The following is a 16,504-nucleotide window of genomic DNA, read 5'->3' as shown; positions in this document are numbered from 1 at the left end:
ACCCTGCAGATAGCCGAGACCCCCTCGCCGCCGCGTCAACGGTGAGGGGGTCTCGACGGTCCAGTGACCGGAGTCAGGCCTGTTCGCAGACCCAGCCCTCCGGGTAGGTGCCGTTGCTGAGGAACTCGGCGAGCTCGGCCCGCACGTCGTCGTCCAGATCCGAATCGGAATGCGGATAGACGATGGGCTCCTCCTTCTTGTTGTGGTCGTCCAGGAGCACCAGCAGGTCACGGCACTTGGCGTCCGCATCGTCGCCGGCGGCGACCGTGGCGTCCACGTCGTCCATGGCCCGCCACAGCTCGCCGTGCTCGCGCAGCATGACGAAGATCGGCATCATCATGGTGGCCTTCAACGGCGGGAAGAGGAACTCCTCCTCCAGGTAGATGTGCCGGCGCAGTGCGAGCATCGCGTCCTGCAGCGGCTTCGGGTTCGAGGCGTCGCCGAGGAAGTCCTCGATGCCGACGTCGATCGCGCGGTGCTCGGCGGTCAGCGCGTCGGCCAGCGCCGTGCCCTCGGCCATCAGGCGTCCAGCTGGGCGTCGACCGTGATGGTCGCGCCGCCGAACAGGCGCGAGACGGGGCACAGCTTCGCAGCCTCGTCGGCGATCGAGGCGAAGGTCGCGGCATCCACACCGGGCACGGTGGCGCGCACGGTGATGGCGGAGGTGGTGATGGTGGGCACGCCGTCGACGGCGTCCAGGGTGACCTCGCTGGTGACGACCAACTTGGTCGGCGGGGTCTTGTGCTCTCCGAGCGTCAGCGCGAGCGCCATCGAGAAGCAGGACGAATGCGCGGCGGCCAGCAGCTCCTCGGGGCTGGACTTGCCCTCGGGCGCCTCGGTGCGCGAGCCCCAGGTGACCGTCTGACCGTCGAGCGCGCCGCTGCTGGTCGCGCCGAAGGTGCCGGTACCGGTGGCCAGGGCGCCGTCCCAGGTGGTGGTGGCTGTGCGTGCTGCGATGCTCATGTCGCTCCGTTCTCGGGTGGTCATCCACAGGCGTGGTATTTATCCACAATAAACCCTGTGGAAAATTCCTCCAATGCCCGCGCATGACGCGACGGCGGGATGCCGGAGACCACTCAGCCATGGGTCGTCTCCCGCATCCCGCCGTCGCGGGTCTGTCGATGCGCTCAGTGCGCGGTGGAGAGCCGGTAGCGCAGGGCATCCAGCTCACTGCGCATGGCGGCGGGCAGCTTGCTGCCGAAGATCGAGAAGTACTCCTCGGTCGAGTCGGCCTCGCCCTTCCACGCGTCCACGTTCACGTCGAACAGCTCGTCCAGATCGGCATCCGTGATCGTCAGGCCCTCGAGGTTGAGGTCTTCGCGACGCGGCAGGCGGCCGATGGGGCTGTCGACGGCGCCCACCTTCCCATCGATGCGGCGGATGATCCAGTCGATCACGCGGGAGTTGTCGCCGAATCCCGGCCACAGGAAGCGGCCGTCCTCGCCACGGCGGAACCAGTTGACCTGGAAGATGCGCGGAGCGCGGTCGAAGCGCAGCGCTCGACCGACCTGCAGCCAGTGGCCGAAGTAGTCGCCCATGTTGTAGCCGCAGAACGGCAGCATCGCGAACGGATCACGGCGCAGCTCGCCGACGGTGCCCTCGGCGGCGGCGGTGCGCTCGGACGAGATGGTCGCACCGAGGAAGACGCCGTGCGTCCAGTCGGTGGCCTCGACGACCAGCGGCACGTTGGTGGCACGGCGGCCGCCGAACAGGATCACATCCAGCGGGACGCCCTCGGGCTTCTCCCAGTCCTCGGAGATCTGCGGGCACTGCGCGGCCGAGACCGTGAAACGGGAGTTCGGGTGCGCGGCCGGGCGGCCGGAGTCCGGGGTCCACGGGTTGCCCTGCCAGTCGATGAGGTTGGCCGGCGGGGTGTCCGTCAGACCCTCCCACCACACGTCGCCGTCGGGGCGCAGCGCCACGTTCGTGAAGATCGTGTTGCCCCACAGCGTCTCCACCGCGGTGACGTTGGTGGACTCGCCGGTGCCGGGTGCCACGCCGAAGAAGCCCGCCTCGGGATTCATCGCGTACATGCGACCGTCCTCGCCGGGGCGGATCCAGACGATGTCGTCGCCGAGGGTCTCGACCTTCCAGCCGGGGATCGTCGGGCGCAGCATGGCCAGGTTGGTCTTGCCGCAGGCCGACGGGAACGCGGCCGCCACGTGGTACTGCTTGCCCTCGGGCGAGATCACGCGGATGAGCAGCATGTGCTCGGCCAGCCAGCCCTCGTCGCGGGCGATCACCGAGGCGATGCGCAGCGCGAAGCACTTCTTGGCGAGGATCGCGTTACCGCCGTAGCCCGAGCCGTAGGAGTAGACCTCGAGGGTCTCGGGGAAGTGCACGATGTACTTCTCGTCGCTGCACGGCCACTCGACGTCGGCCTGGCCGGGCTCGAGCGGAGCGCCGACCGAGTGCACAGTCTTGACCCACGGTGCGCCTTCTGCGATCTGGCGGGTGACGGCGTCTCCGACGCGCGTCATGATGCTGACGGATGCCACGGCGTAGGCGCTGTCGGTCACCTGCACGCCGATGTGCGACAGCGCGCCGCCCACGGGGCCCATCGAGAAGGGGATGACGTACATGGTGCGGCCGCGCATGGAGCCGGCGAACACCTTGTCCATGGTGGCGTGCATCTGCACCGGGTCCGCCCAGTTGTTGGTGGGACCGGCATCCTCCTCCTTCTCGGAGGCGATGAAGGTGCGGGCTTCGGTGCGGGCGACGTCGCTGGGGTGCGAGCGGGCGAGGTAGGAACCGGGACGCCACTCGGGGTTGAGCTTGATGATCTTGCCCTCGTCGACCAGACGGTGCATGATCGCGTCGTTCTCGGCACGGGAGCCGTCGATCCAGTGGATGCGGGCGGGCTGGGTGAGCGCGGCGATGCCGTCGACCCAGTCGCGCAGCTCCTTCATGGCCGGCGTGTCATACGCGGGCACCTCTCCGAAGCTGCGAACGGGAGCGACGGGGGAGGTGCGGGGGGCGTACGTATCGGCCATAGCCATGTCTTCTCCTAATGAAGAGGGATGCGATACATCCATCTTCACGGTGTTTTGCGCATGCTTTCGGCCGATTCGCACGGAAAGAACTGTTCTTCTTTCGGGTATGCTCAAGGAATGGCGACCACAGGACTCGAGCTCAGCACGCTCGGACATCGCATCCGGCATCACCGCACCAAGAAGGGCTACACCCTCGACGAACTCGGCGCGCTGGTGGGCATCGCGGGTTCGCAGCTGAGCCTGATCGAGAACGGCAAGCGCGAGCCGAAGCTGTCGCTGCTGCAGGCCATCGCCCAGGCGTGCAGCACGGATGTCGCCGACCTCATCTCCGGTGAGCCGCCGAACCACCGCGCGGCGCTGGAGATCGAACTGGACCGCGCTCAGGCAAGCCCGGTGTTCCGCCAGCTGGGCATCGCGTCGATCCGCGCGTCCAAGAGCATGAGCGATGACACCCTCGAGGCGATCCTGGGCCTGCACCGCGAGCTGCACCGCCGCGAGCGCGAGGCCATCGCCACGCCGGAGGAGGCGCGTCGCGCCAACACCGAGCTGCGCCTGCGGATGCGGGAGAAGTCCAACTACCTGCCGGAGATCGAGGCGCTGGCCGAGAAGCAGCTCAAGGCGGCCGGACACACCTCGGGCGCGCTCACGCACCGCACCGTGAGCATCATGGCGGAGAAGCTCGGCTTCGAGCTGATCTACGTCGACGACCTGCCGTCGTCGACGCGCTCGATCACCGACCTGGACAACGGCCGCATCTACCTGCCGCCGGCCTCCATCCCGGGCGGACACGGCCTGCGCTCGATGGCGCTGCAGGCCATGGCGCACCGCCTGCTGGGGCACACCCGGCCGACCGACTACGCCGACTTCCTGCAGCAGCGCCTGGAGATCAACTACTTCGCGGCCTGCTGCCTGATCCCCCAGACCGCCGGCGTCGCGTTCCTGCAGCAGGCCAAGAAGGACCGCAACCTGGCGGTGGAGGACTTCCGCGACGCCTTCGGCGTGACGCACGAGGCCGCAGGACTGCGGATGACGAACCTCATGACGCACCACCTGGACATGCGCCTGCACTTCCTGCGCGTCGACGAGAGCGGTGCCATCACGCGGGTGTACGAGAACGACGACCTGCCGCTGCCGATGGACGTCACGGGCGCCGTGGAGGGCCAGCCGGCGTGCCGCAAGTTCTCGGCCCGCGCGGCCTTCGACCAGCGCAACCGCACCACCGAGCACTACCAGTACACCGACACCCCGTCGGGCACGTTCTGGTGCGCCACGCAGACCGGCTCGACGGGTTCGGGGGGATTCTCCATCACTGTGGGCGTGCCGTTCGACGACGCCCGCTGGTGGCGCGGACGCGAGACCTCGAACCGCGCGCAATCGACCTGCCCCGACGAGAGCTGCTGCCGGCGCGCTTCGGCGGAGGTGTCGAAGCGCTGGGACGGCCGCGCCTGGCCCAGTGCCCGCGTGCACACGCACATGTTCTCGCCGCTCCCCCGCGGCGCCTTCCCCGGTGTCGAGGAGAGCGAGGTCTACTCGTTCCTCGACCGGCACGCCGGCGAGTAGTCCCGCGCCCGGCGTCGCACTGTCGGCACGCGCCCTGCATCCGGCATCCGGCATCCGGCATCCTGCATCCTGCATCCTGCATCCGTTCTGCGCCCGCCCGCCTGCCCAGAACCGGAGGATCGCCCAGATCCGGATGACGCCCGCCGGATCCGTCCGGATCTCGGCCATCCTCCGGTTCTCAGCGGGGTCGGATGCCGGATCGCAGGCCGAACGACGGAGCAGCCGACTCAGCGCGGGCGGACGGTGAGGGTCTGGGAGGATGTGCCGACGGCGCCCGAGGCGTCGCTGAGCACGGATTCGGTCAGGCCCACGCCGTCGGGGCCGAACGAGACCGAGGTGTCCAGGCCGAACCAGTCCCCCGCAGGCTCGCGGAAGAGGCTGGCCGTGAGGTCGACGTTCGGGTAGAGCGCCTGCTCGGGCGGTACGCGCGTGGCGATGCCGTTGGCGAAGTCGGCCATGCCCAGCATCCGTGACCGCGACGAGATCGCCTCACCCTCCAGCAACGGGTAGCGGGGCCGGATCCAGCATCGCGATCGGCCGGTGGCGACCGCCTCGCGGCGCGCGTCGATGGAGCGGATGGCGCCACCGGGCCACACATCGCCCGGCGACCACTCCGGGAGCGTCTCCCGGTCGGGCAGCGACGGCAACGGGATGCCGGCGATCGCCGCGGTGTCGCCCGGTTGCAGCATCCAGGCCCGCAGTGTGACGGCGGCGCGTCCGCCGTGCGTCAGCGTCACCTCGACCAGTTCGATCGTGCGCCCGGGCCGGACCACGCGCGGAGCCTGGATCTCGAACGCGTCCATCGGGATGACTCCGAGGATGTCGTAGCTCGCGCGCGACAGCGCCAGCAGCGCGTCCGGGCGCCGGACTGCGTGCTCGGCCTCGACGACGTGCGCGAGCAGGCCGAGGACCGGTGCGATGTGCTGCTCGGCCTCGTTCCACGCGCCACCGACGTGCTCGGTGGGTTCGAAGGCGGTCTCGGACAGGCGGTGGAAGTAGCTCGGCACGCTCTCATTCTGCCGCGTGCCCGCACCCGCACCGTTCAGCCGATGAAGCGGGCGAAGCGGGCGAGGGCGGATGCCGTGGCCGCAGACTGCTGCTCGCCGGCGAACAGCTCCGGCGGCAGGTGCCGGGTGGCATCCGCGTGCGACCAGGTGCCGATCACGCGTCCACGCTCGACGAGCATCGGCCGCACCATGCCGTTCTTCCCCGGTCCGACGGCGACCTGCACGTCCGGGGAGCTGGTCATGCCGCGGTCGGCGTACGAGATGTAGTACTCGTCGAAGGCCGGCAGGGCGAACGCCTCCGCCGCTTTCGGCGAGCGTCGCGGTGTGGACAGCGCGACGAACAGCCCCTCCTCGATCTCCTGTATGCGGCCGACTGCCCGCTGCAGCGCGTCCCGCGCCGTCCCGAGCGTCAGTCCGGACCACCAGGCGAAGTCGGCGACACCGGCGGGGCCGTGCCCGTCGATGTAGCGGACGAACAGCTCCGCGAGCGGATCAGCCGGGGTGTCGGAGGAGCGCACCCAGTCCTCGACGAGCATGAACCGCTGCTCCCGCGCGACACCGCGCTCGTTCGGGACGACGGGACCCTGGCAGATCTCTCCGGCGATGGTGAGCGCGAACAGCAGGTGGTAGCCGCGCTGCGCGCGCGGGCCGATGCCGGCCGCGTCCCACAGCGCGAATGCCTCGGCCCGGCTGCATCCGCCGTCGCGCAGGGCGGGACGGAGCACGGCGGATGCCGTGCCCAGCATCCGCTCGTCGATCCCGAGATCGCGCTGCCTGCCCGCGGCCTGGCGACGCTGCCGCTCCCCCGTGACGGACAGCACCCACGCCAGGTCGCACGCGGGGATGATGTGCAGCGTGCCGCGCATGGTCCACGCACGCACCAGGTCTCCGCGCGCGAACGCCGCGTCGACGTCGGCGATCACCGGAGACCCCTTGGTGCGGACGCCGAGCGCCCACCGCCCGGCCAGCAGATCCTGGCTCTGCACGGCCAGCATGTGCCGCGCGGCATCCGTCACGCTCGCAGCGGGAGCCCGCAGCCGGTGCGAGCGCAGTCGGCGGTCCAGCATGGTGCGCGGAGTCATCCGCCCATCATGCCGGTGACCGCCGACATCGCGGCACTTCACTTCGACTCACTGGCGCTCGCTCAGTACGAGCGTCGGGGTCAGCGGCCCGAGGTCCCGGCGGCTGAGTCTTCGCAGGGTCGCCGCGGATACCGATCAGACATGCTCCGGCTCTCAGGCCATCGCCGCCGGGCCCATCTGCCCCTTCTCGGCATCTCTGAATCCGGAGAGGGGACGATCAGCACTCAGGCGTGCAGCGTGACCTCGCGACGCGCGGGAAGCACCACGGGGTGAGTGCCGGCCATGTCCTCGAGCACGCGAACGACCTGGCAGGAGTAGCCGTACTCGTTGTCGTACCAGACGTACAGCACCACGTCGTGGTCGTTCGCGACGGTCGCCAGGCCGTCGACGATGCCCGCGCGGTGCGAGCCGACGAAGTCGCTGGAGACCACCTCGGGGCTCTCGACGTAGTCGATCTGCTGACGCAGCTTGGAGTGCAGCGACGCGCGGCGCAGGTAGTCGTTGAGCTCCGGCTTGGTGGCCGGGTTCTCCAGCGTCAGGTGCAGCACGGCCAGCGACACGTCAGGCGTGGGCACGCGGATGGCGGAGCCGGTGAGCTTTCCCGCCAGCTCGGGCAGCGCGCGGGCCACGGCCTTGGCCGCGCCGGTCTCGGTGATGACCATGTTCAGCACCGCCGAGCGTCCGCGACGGTCGCCCTTGTGGAAGTTGTCGATGAGGTTCTGGTCGTTTGTGAACGAGTGCACGGTCTCGACGTGCCCGCGTACGATGCCGTACGCCTCATGCATGGCCGCCAGTACCGGGGTGATGGCGTTGGTCGTGCAGGATGCCGCCGACAGGATCCGGTCGGTCGGCTCGATGATCGCGTCGTTGATGCCGTGCACGATGTTCTTCAGCTCGCCCTTGCCGGGCGCGGTCAGCAGCACACGGGCGACGCCGGTGGACTGCAGGTGACGGCTGAGGCCCTGCTCGTCGCGCCAGCGGCCGGTGTTGTCGACGACGATGGCGTCGTGGATGCCGTAGGCGGTGTAGTCGATGGTGCCTGGATCGTCGGAGTAGATCAGCTGGATGCGGGTGCCGTTGGCGATGATCTGATCGTGCTCCTCGTCGACATCGACGGTGCCCTCGAACCGGCCGTGCACGGAGTCGCGCAGCAGCAGCGAGGCGCGCTTGACGAGGTCGTTCTCCGAGCCGCGGCGCACGACGATGCCGCGCAGGCGCAGGCCGCTGCCGCCGCCCTTGTGGGCGATGAGGATGCGGGCCAGCAGCCGGCCGATGCGGCCGAAGCCGTACAGCACCACATCGACGGGCTCGGCGAGCTCGGCGCCGAGCGCCGGGGCGAGCTCATCGCGCAGGTAGTCGTCGAGCTCCTTGCCGCTCGCCGCGTGCCCCTCGACCAGTCGCGCAACGTCCAGCGACGAGGCGCCGGGGCCGAGCTCGCACAGCGCCTCAAGCACGGCCAGCGTGTCGGCGAGCGCCAGCTGCTTGTGGCCCAGCTGCGCGACCCGCTCGTGCACCTCCAGGATGCCGGTGGTGGAGAGTCCCAGCAGCCGGTGGCCGTGCAACGACGTGACCACGTCGTGCCTGCGGTTCAGGCCGCCGATGAGCGGGATCATCCGCTCTGCGAGCTCTTCGTTGATGTGCCAGTCATCGTGGTGGGTCACGACGTGTTCCATGTGCGTCCTTGCGAGCGTGTTCCAGCACCGTTCTTTCACGATGCGGAGGTGAGGAGGCGGATTCGCCGTAACCAGGCTAGCCTCCACCGGCGCATGAATCCGCGGATTTCGGGAGGCAAGATCGGTCCGACTATGCATGCCGCGTACAGAACGGGCATTCTTAACGCCGGAATCCGCGGATTGTGCTCAGAACGGCACGCCGCAGCGCAGCAGCACGTTCGAGAACGCCGTGGCCTCACCCGTGCGCACCACGAACTTGGCCTGCGCAGTGAGCGTCTTGAGCTCGTCGTGCGGCACGAAGACCGTGCCGGGGAACCGCTCCTCGATCATCCCGCCCACGGTGGTGCCGCGAGCCTCCTGCGCCGCCGTGCATCCCTCGAAGACGCATTCCTTCCGGAGAGCGTCGAGCACGTCGACGAACCGAGGGATGCCGAACACCAGCGCCAGGTCGACGACCGCGACCCCCGCCGGAATCGGCAGGCCGCTGTCGGCGACCATGACGGTGTCGGTGTGCCCCAGACGACACAGCTCAGCAGCGAGATGCGCGTTGATGATCCCGCCGCGCTTCATGCCGCTCCCCCGTCCTCCGCCGCGGACGGCAGGTCATCACCCGCCCAGGGGTAGGAGGGCTGGGTTCCGGCGGATCGCACCGCGAAGGCGCCGACCCGCGCCGCGAACCGCGCGGCCGTGCGCAGATCATCGCCTTCGGCCAGGCGCGCAGCCAGCGCGCCGACGAACGCGTCACCCGCTCCCGAGGTGTCCACCGCGTCCACTTGTGGCGAGGGGATCGCCGTCACGCCGTCGCCGTCGGCGCATACGGCGCCCCGCTCGCCGCGCGTGAGCACCACGGATCGCACCCCGTGCTCGCGCAGTCGGACCGCGACGCGCTCGTCATCGGCATCCGATCGCGTCTCCCCGGCCAGCTGCGCCAGCAGCAGCCGGGCCTCGTGCTCATTGACCACGAGCGGGTCGGCCGCGTGCAGCAGCTCCGCGGGGACGTCGATCACCGGTGCCAGGTTGAGCAGCACCCGGCCTGTCGCCAGCCCCGCCGCCCGCGAGGAGGCGGCCACCGGGATCTCGCCCTGCAGCACGACCACCGCCGCCGGCGAGATCGAGTCGGAGTGCTCCGCGACCCGCTCGGCATCGACGCGCGCGTTGGCCCCGGGGATCACGATGATCGTGTTCTCCCCGCCTTCGTCGACGGTGATCCGGGCGATGCCCGTGGGCCCGTCGACATGCGCGACGTCTGCCAGGCCGACGGCCGCGTCGGCCAGCAGGGTCAGTGCGGTCTGCGCGCGACCATCATCGCCCACGGCGCCGACCATGCTCACGCGCGCCCCCAGCCGCGCCGCGGCGAGAGCCTGGTTGGCGCCCTTCCCTCCCGGGGCGACGGCCGATGAGGCAGCCAGCAGCGTCTCCCCCGGCCGCGGATGCCGCTGCACGACGACGATCTCGTCGACGTTGATGGATCCGACGACGCAGACGCCTCCGGCCGCCGTGCCGGAGGGGGTTCCCTCCGGCACGGCGTCGTCCAGTCGATCGGATGTCACTTGAGGTACTCGTCCACGTTCTTCGAGGTCACCGAGACGACCTTGACGGGAACGGTGGCGTCCACCTTCTCGCCCTTGAGCGCCTTGACGGCCTGGTCGACGGCGAGCTTGCCCAGCTCACCGGGCTGCTGGGCGATCGTGCCCACCATGGTGCCGGCCTTGATGGCCTTGAGACCGTCGTCGGTGCCGTCGAAGGCGACGACCTTGACGTCGGTGCCGGCGCGGCTGCCGAGCGCCTGGATCGCGCCGAGCGCCATCTCGTCGTTCTCGGCGAAGATGCCGACGATGTCGGGGTGGGCCTGGAGCAGGTTGGTGGTGACGTTCAGCGCCGTGGCGCGGTCGAAGTTGGCGGTCTGGCTGGCCGCGACGGTGATGTCGGGGAACGCCTTCAGGCCCTCGGTGAAGCCCTGCCCGCGGTCGCGGCTGGCAGAGGTGCCGGCGACGCCCTGCAGGACGAGGATGCTGCCCTTCTTGCTGATCGCCTCGGCCAGCAGCTGCGCGGCCTGCGTGCCGCCGGCGACGTTGTCGCTGGCGATGAACGAGGCGAGCTTGGCGTCGTTGACGGTGCGGTCGACGGCCACCACCGGGATGTCCGCCTTGTTCAGGGCCGAGACGGCGGAGCCGGCGGCATCCGAGTCCACCGCGTTGACGATGACCGCCTTCGAGCCGTTGGTGGCGGCGGTCGCCAGCTGGTTGGCCTGGGTCGCGGAGTCGTTCTGCGCGTCGAGGATGTCCAGCTGCACGCCGAGCTTCTCGGCCTCAGCCTTGGCACCGTCGCGCACCTCGACGAAGAACGGGTTGTTCAAGGTCGACAGCGACAGGGTGATCTTCTGGCCGGATGCCGCACCGCCGTCGGCGGCGGGGCCGCGGTTGCAGGCCGCCAGGCCGACCACGAGCAGGGCCGTCGTGAGGCCGGCGAGCGTGATCTTGGTCACGGAATTCATATGCACTCCTTCATTGAGTGTTGTCGGGTGATTTCTTGGGATTCAGGTGCGGGGGCGGCAGTGTCAGCTGCTGCGGGTCTTGCGGCGGATGACGTCGAAGCCGACGGCCAGTGCGATCACGACGCCGATCACGACCTGCTGCCAGAACGAGCTGACATTGAGCAGATTGAGACCGTTGCGGATCACGACCAGCACGAGAGCGCCGATGAACGTTCCGGAGATCTTGCCGAAGCCGCCCATCAGCGATGCACCGCCGATGACGACCGCGGCGATGGCATCCAGCTCGTATCCGACCGCGGCCTGGGGCTGGGCCGAGTCCAGCCGACCCGCCAGCAGGAGACCTGCCACGGCGGCGAAGAGACCGGACAGGGCGAACACGATCACGCGGATGCGACGCACGTTGATGCCGGAGAGCTCGGCCGCCTCGGCATTGCCGCCGACGGCGTACATGCTGCGGCCGATCACAGTGCGGTTGAGGATGAACGAGGCCACCAGCGCGGCCAGGATCAGCACGAGGATCGGTACGGGCACTGGTCCGATGCTGCCGCCGAGGAACGACACGATGGGCGGGGTCTTGATCGGCGTCCCGTCGGAGATCACCAGGGTCAGGCCTCGCGCGACGCTCAGCATGGCCAGCGTCGCGATGAACGACGGCAGCTTTCCGTAGGCGTTGGCGACGCCGTTGACGGCGCCGACGATCAGTCCGGTCGCCAGTCCCGCGATCAGTGCGAGCCAGCCGGGCAGGTTCGCGTTGGCGAACATCCACGCCGAGACCATCGCGCCCAGCGCCGCGACCGATCCCACCGACAGGTCGATGCCGGCGGCGACGATGGCGAAGGTCGATCCGAACGCGAGGATGGCGACGGAGGACGCCTGGATGCCGATGTTCAGGATGTTCTGCGGGGTGAGGAAGGCCGGTGTGGCGATGAACAGCAGCACGCTGAGGAGCACCAGCCCCACCAGCGCGCCGTTGTCGGCGAGGAATCTCTTCAGGCTGAACCCGCCGGTCTTCGCCGGCGCCGTCGCAGTGGTCATCGATTCGTCCTTCACTCGTTCCCGCCGCGTGCGGCGAGGTCCATGATCTTGTCTTCGGTCGCCTCGTCGGCGTGGAACTCCCCGCGGATGCGCCCTGAGCGCATCACGAGGATGCGGTCGCTCATGCCGAGCACCTCCGGCAGCTCGCTCGAGACCATCAGCACCGCGCCGCCGGCGTCGGTGATGGCATTCATCAGCTCGTAGATCTCGACCTTCGCTCCGACGTCGACGCCACGGGTCGGCTCGTCCAGCAGCAGCACGCCGGAGTCGGCCATGATCCACCGCCCGAACACGACCTTCTGCTGGTTGCCCCCGGAGAGCGAGCCGACCTCCTGGCCGATGTCGTGCATGCGCACCCGCAGCCTCTCGGCGACCTCGGTGGCCCTCCTGCGCTGGCCGGCGAAGTCGACCAGACCCGCGCGGGAGGTCGAGGCGAGCGTGGCGAACCCGAGATTGTCGGAGACGGATGCTTGCAGCACGAGCCCCTGTCGCTTGCGGTCCTCGGGCACGTGGCCGATCCCCGCGGCGATGGCGTCCCTGACCCGGCCCGAGCGCAACCGGCGTCCGTCGACCTCTACGCTCCCCGCGTCGTAGCCGTCGGCGCCGGCGATGGCGCGCAGCACCTCGGTGCGGCCCGCGCCGACGAGCCCCGCGATGCCGACGATCTCCCCGGCGTGGACGGTGATGTCGATGTCGTCGAAGCGCCCGGCCGACGACAGGCCGCTCACCTGCAGCAGCGGCCTGCGCTCGACGCCCGTCGGTCGGCGGCGCGGGAACTGGTCGTCGATGTCGCGGCCGACCATGAGCCGCACCAGCTCCGCCTCGGGCGTGCTGCCCGGAACCTCGGCGATCCGCTCGCCGTCGCGCAGCACGACGACGCTGTCGCCGATCTGCGCGATCTCCTCGAGGTGGTGGCTGATGAACAGCATCGCGACGCCCTGCGCACGGAGCTCCTCGACCACGCGGAACAGCTGCGTGGTCTCGTGCCTGGTCAGGGCGGCCGTCGGCTCGTCGAGGATCAGCACGCGGGCGTCCACGCTGAGTGCCTTCGCGATCTCGACGAGCTGCTGCTGCGCGATGCCGAGGTCGGACACGCGCGTGGACGGGTCGACGGAGAGGCCGATCCGATCCAGGGCGGCGCTGGAGAGGCGGCGCATCTCGCGGCGATCGATCATGCCGAAGCGCTCCGGCGTTCGGCCGAGCATGACGTTCTCGGCCACGCTCAGCGAAGGCACGAGGTTCAGCTCCTGGTGGATGGTGGCGATTCCCAGCTGCTCCGCCGCGCGTGCGTTCGGGATGCGCACGGGGGTTCCGTCGACGAGGATCTCGCCGCCGTCGGGCTCGTGCACGCCGGCGATCATCTTGATGATGGTCGACTTGCCCGCGCCGTTCTCGCCGAGCAGCACCTGCACCTTGCCGGCGTGCAGGTCGAACGACACGTCACGGACGACGGTCACCGGCCCGAAGGACTTGCTCACGGACCGCACCGAGACGACCGGTGCGGTCTGCGACGTTGAGTGCTCTGCCATCAGTGCGCCTTTCGCCCGCTCCGCGCGGGGGTCGTGCCGGGGGCGGACACGGTCAGCGGACCGCGCGCCACGAACGTGCTCGGCAGCACCTGCGCCGCGGGAGCGCCGCCGTCGATCACCTCGCACAGCGACTGCACGGCTCTTCTGCCCATGTCCGCCGCGGAGTGCGAGATCACGCTCAGCGGCGGGTCCAGCAGGGCGAACCAGTCGATGTCGTCGAAGGAGACCAGGTCGATGCCGACGCCCGGGCGCATCCCGCGCTCGTGCAGCCTCGCGACGGCTCCGGCCGTCATGGGACTGTCGGCGGTGATGATGGCCGTCGGAGGCTCGGTCGTGCCCAGCAGCGCGTCGATGCCGACCGCGCCGCTGGCCGGTTGGAAGTCGCCGGTGAAGATGTGGTCCTCGCGCACGGGCAGCGACTGCTCGGCCATGATCCGGCGGAACAGCTCGAGCCGCTGGCGCCCGGTCGACGTCTGCTGCGGACCGGCGATGAAGCCGATCCGGCGGTGCCCGCGCTCGTGCAGCCGTTGGATGGCCGCGCGCAGGCCGGGAGCGCTGTCGGTGGTGACGGACGGGATGGCGGAGGCGGGGCCCGCCGCGTCGCCGAGCACGCGGTCGACGAAGACCACGGGGATGCGACGGCGCAGCAGCCGCGCGATCGCTCCGCCGCCGTCACCCACCGGCGCGATGATGATGCCGTCCACGCGCTGGCGCATGAGGGCCTCCAGGAAGGCATCCTGCTGCGCGATGCTCTCGTCGGCGTTGCCGAGCACGTTGACGTAGCCGCGTTCGAGCGCCTCCTGCTCGATGCCGTGCACGAGTTCGGCGAAGAACATGTTCCGCACATCGGGGATGAGTACGCCGACCGTCCCAGTACGGGCGGAGCGCAGCGAGCGCGCCTGCGCGTTGGGCTGGTAGTCCAGCTCGCGGACGGCGTCGTGCACGCGCTTGCGGGAGCTCTGCGACGTGGACGGATGCCCGGACAGCACACGGGACGCGGTGGCCTTCGACACTCCGGCGAGAGCGGCGACCTCTTCGATGGTCACGGCGCGATCCGGCGTGGTCGTCATCGCTTCACCTCTTCGTGTGCGGATGTGCTGTGCAGCAGGTCCGGAAATCCATGAAATCGTTTCCATGGAAACGATTCCATCAATATAGATCCCCTCCGCGGGCGCTGTCAACCCACGGCAGGCGGGCGGTGGGCGGTGATGCGCGGCGCTGCCGCACTGGTCGTGCGCAGGAACACGATGATCCAGCTGAAGATCAGCACGGCCGCGATGAGCTCGACCGCTGTGAGGTTGTAATAGCCGGTGGCGAAGAAGATCGCCAGCAGCACGATGACGCCGACGTAGACGTAGCCCAGGCCGAAGAACACGCGCGGCAGACTGGGCAGCAGCCACGGCAGCGCGCAGATCATCACGGCGAAGATCACGGCCATGCCCGTGGCGACCGTGTTGTGCAGCAGGAAGAACTCGTTCACGGGGAACACGCCCACGCAGGCCAGTAAGAGGCCGACCAGCACGAGTCCGGTGCGCATGAGCGTTCGTCCGCGGCGCTGCGCATGGCTGTCGACCGGCAGGGCGGCCGTGGCGAAGCGCGCGATGGTCGTGACGATGACACCCGAGATGATCAGCGTGATGTTGAACGCGGGTGCCGCAGAGTTGGTGGTCTGCCCCAGCGACGAGAGATTGTCCTGCCACCAGGTCGGGTCGGATGAGCCCAGCATGGCGGCGAAGGCGCCGACCACCAGGAACACCGCCAGGTCGAGCGAGAGCGACATCGGTGTCAGGCGCGCAGCGCCCAGGAAGGCCACATAGGCCGTGAGCGCGAAGGCCACGCCCACGAGGATCGCACCGGGGAACGCGAACACCGGTGCGCCGATGAAGCTCCGCTCCAGAAGCACGGAGATGCCGACCCAGCCCAGCAGAGCGATGGACGCGTACGCCCCGCCGATCGCGATGAGGTCGTACCAGCGCAGCAGGCCCGAGGTACGGCTGTCGGCCGCGCCTGCGGGATCCTCGGATGCCCGCCGCACGGCCAGTCGTCCGGCGGTGAAGGCCAGCACGGCCACCACGGCGCCGCCGACGGCCGCGTACCAGCCGATCGATCCCGCTCCCGTGATCGCCAGGTGCGCGCGACCGAAGATCAGCCACGACACGGGGAAGCCGATCACGAAGGCCGCAGCGCCGGTGAGCAGGGCGACGGACTCCAGCGCCTCCGGCGTGCGCGCGGGGCGCCGGATGACGTCCAGCACCTGGGCGATGATCCGCGTCAGTGTCGGCATCCGCTTCGGCCCGGGCGGCCGCCTCCCGCGCTCACTCTAGCCGCGGCGGCGGACGCTCCCGGCCGGACGCGACGGATAGCCTGAAGCCATGACCCACAGCATCCGCACCCGTGCCGTCCTGCTCGACATGGACGGCACCCTCGTCGATTCCACGGCGGTCGTCGAGCGACTGTGGCTGGCGTGGGCGAAGCCGTACGGCCTGGACCCGCAGCACGTGCTGCGCACGATCCACGGTCGGCAGGGATACCTGAGCATGGCCCTCCTGCTCCCCGAGCGCGACCACGCGATCAACATCGCGGAGAACACCGAGATGCTCGCGCAGGAGACCTCCGACGTCGACGGCGTCGTGGAGATCCTCGGCGCCGGAGCGCTGCTGCAGGCGCTGAAAGGCGCACCGCACGCCATCGTCACCTCGGCGAACATCCCGCTGATGACGGCGCGGATGACCGCCGCTGGGCTGGTGGTGCCCGACGTCGCCATCACCGCCGAGAGCGTGACGGCCTCCAAGCCGGATCCGGAGGGGTTCCTGAAGGGTGCCGCCGCGCTGGGCCTCGCTCCGGCGGACTGCGTGGTGTTCGAGGATTCCGCCGCCGGCGTGCAGGCGGGCCTGGCCGCGGGGATGCGCGTGATCGGTGTGGGCGCGCACGCGGCAGAGCACGGCGCGACGTTCAGCGTGCCCGACCTCGCGCACGTGAGTGTCGCAGTGGATGCCGAGGGGATCGAGCTCGTGCTGTCCTGACCCCCGACAGGCCCGGCCACCGGCATCCGACACGCCCTCGATACGACGGCATCCGGCTGGATGCGCTCCAGCACCCGCTGCAGACGGGGGCCGTTGCGCCGCGCGGTA

Annotated in this window: 15 protein-coding genes; 2 read left to right on the top strand and 13 right to left on the bottom strand. The window is 69.8% G+C overall.

Translation table 11 applies throughout. The features are described from left to right. Positions 1–73 precede the first annotated feature (73 nt). The 3 genes from Q0568_RS00615 to Q0568_RS00605 all read right to left on the bottom strand — a co-directional run bounded on the left by Q0568_RS00615 (position 74) and on the right by Q0568_RS00605 (position 2,909). Positions 74–520 (bottom strand): hemerythrin domain-containing protein, encoded by a 447-nt coding sequence (locus tag Q0568_RS00615; RefSeq protein ID WP_298860561.1) that lies wholly within the window; start codon positions 518–520, stop codon positions 74–76. Next, a complete protein-coding gene (locus tag Q0568_RS00610; protein WP_298860559.1) occupies positions 520–963 on the bottom strand; it encodes an OsmC family peroxiredoxin in 444 nt (147 codons plus the stop codon). The genes Q0568_RS00615 and Q0568_RS00610 overlap by 1 nt, the downstream gene beginning before the upstream one ends. A gap of 164 nt (positions 964–1,127) precedes the next feature. Continuing rightward, a complete protein-coding gene (locus tag Q0568_RS00605; RefSeq protein WP_298860867.1) occupies positions 1,128–2,909 on the bottom strand; it encodes a phosphoenolpyruvate carboxykinase (GTP) in 1,782 nt (593 codons plus the stop codon). 201 nt (positions 2,910–3,110) lie between these two features. Here Q0568_RS00605 and Q0568_RS00600 point away from each other — a divergent pair, with 201 nt between their 5' ends. Further along, positions 3,111–4,553, top strand: coding sequence for an XRE family transcriptional regulator (locus Q0568_RS00600; RefSeq protein WP_298860557.1), 1,443 nt, complete (start codon positions 3,111–3,113; stop codon positions 4,551–4,553). A gap of 227 nt (positions 4,554–4,780) precedes the next feature. Here Q0568_RS00600 and Q0568_RS00595 read toward each other — a convergent pair whose 3' ends face one another. The 10 genes from Q0568_RS00595 to Q0568_RS00550 form a co-directional block, all read right to left on the bottom strand. Continuing rightward, a complete protein-coding gene (locus Q0568_RS00595; protein WP_298860554.1) occupies positions 4,781–5,560 on the bottom strand; it encodes a thioesterase family protein in 780 nt (259 codons plus the stop codon). Between the two features lie 35 nt (positions 5,561–5,595). Continuing rightward, complete coding sequence (locus Q0568_RS00590) at positions 5,596–6,642, bottom strand: winged helix DNA-binding domain-containing protein (RefSeq protein WP_298860551.1); 1,047 nt, start codon at positions 6,640–6,642, stop codon at positions 5,596–5,598. Positions 6,643–6,866: 224 nt separating this feature from the next. After that, a complete protein-coding gene (locus tag Q0568_RS00585) occupies positions 6,867–8,315 on the bottom strand; it encodes a glyceraldehyde-3-phosphate dehydrogenase (RefSeq protein WP_298860548.1) in 1,449 nt (482 codons plus the stop codon). 186 nt (positions 8,316–8,501) lie between these two features. Continuing rightward, positions 8,502–8,885 carry a D-ribose pyranase gene (gene rbsD, locus Q0568_RS00580; RefSeq protein ID WP_298860546.1) on the bottom strand — a complete coding sequence of 128 codons (384 nt, stop codon included), beginning with the start codon at positions 8,883–8,885 and terminating at the stop codon, positions 8,502–8,504. Then, a complete protein-coding gene (locus Q0568_RS00575) occupies positions 8,882–9,865 on the bottom strand; it encodes a ribokinase (protein WP_366941298.1) in 984 nt (327 codons plus the stop codon). Before Q0568_RS00575 ends, rbsD begins: the two co-directional genes overlap by 4 nt. Next, positions 9,862–10,809, bottom strand: coding sequence for a D-ribose ABC transporter substrate-binding protein (locus Q0568_RS00570; protein WP_298860544.1), 948 nt, complete (start codon positions 10,807–10,809; stop codon positions 9,862–9,864). The genes Q0568_RS00575 and Q0568_RS00570 overlap by 4 nt, the downstream gene beginning before the upstream one ends. 63 nt (positions 10,810–10,872) lie before the next feature. Next, positions 10,873–11,844, bottom strand: a complete 972-nt coding sequence (locus tag Q0568_RS00565) for an ABC transporter permease (protein ID WP_298860542.1) — start codon at positions 11,842–11,844, stop codon at positions 10,873–10,875. Positions 11,845–11,855: 11 nt separating this feature from the next. Then, positions 11,856–13,373, bottom strand: a complete 1,518-nt coding sequence (locus tag Q0568_RS00560) for a sugar ABC transporter ATP-binding protein (protein ID WP_298860540.1) — start codon at positions 13,371–13,373, stop codon at positions 11,856–11,858. Continuing rightward, positions 13,373–14,443: a LacI family DNA-binding transcriptional regulator gene (locus tag Q0568_RS00555; protein WP_298860538.1), complete on the bottom strand. Its 1,071-nt coding sequence runs from the start codon at positions 14,441–14,443 to the stop codon at positions 13,373–13,375. Before Q0568_RS00555 ends, Q0568_RS00560 begins: the two co-directional genes overlap by 1 nt. 107 nt (positions 14,444–14,550) lie before the next feature. Beyond that, entirely contained in the window at positions 14,551–15,657 is a 1,107-nt protein-coding gene (locus Q0568_RS00550; RefSeq protein ID WP_298860536.1) for a DUF998 domain-containing protein, read from the bottom strand. Between the two features lie 88 nt (positions 15,658–15,745). Here Q0568_RS00550 and Q0568_RS00545 point away from each other — a divergent pair, with 88 nt between their 5' ends. Then, positions 15,746–16,396, top strand: coding sequence for an HAD-IA family hydrolase (locus Q0568_RS00545; protein ID WP_298860532.1), 651 nt, complete (start codon positions 15,746–15,748; stop codon positions 16,394–16,396). Positions 16,397–16,504: the final 108 nt, after the last annotated feature.

The sequence above is a fragment of the uncultured Microbacterium sp. genome (assembly GCF_937927635.1).
In the GTDB taxonomy this organism is placed as follows: Bacteria; Actinomycetota; Actinomycetes; order Actinomycetales; family Microbacteriaceae; genus Microbacterium.
The sequence above is the reverse complement of the archived record's forward strand: the minus strand, read 5'-3'. Positions and strand labels throughout refer to the sequence as shown.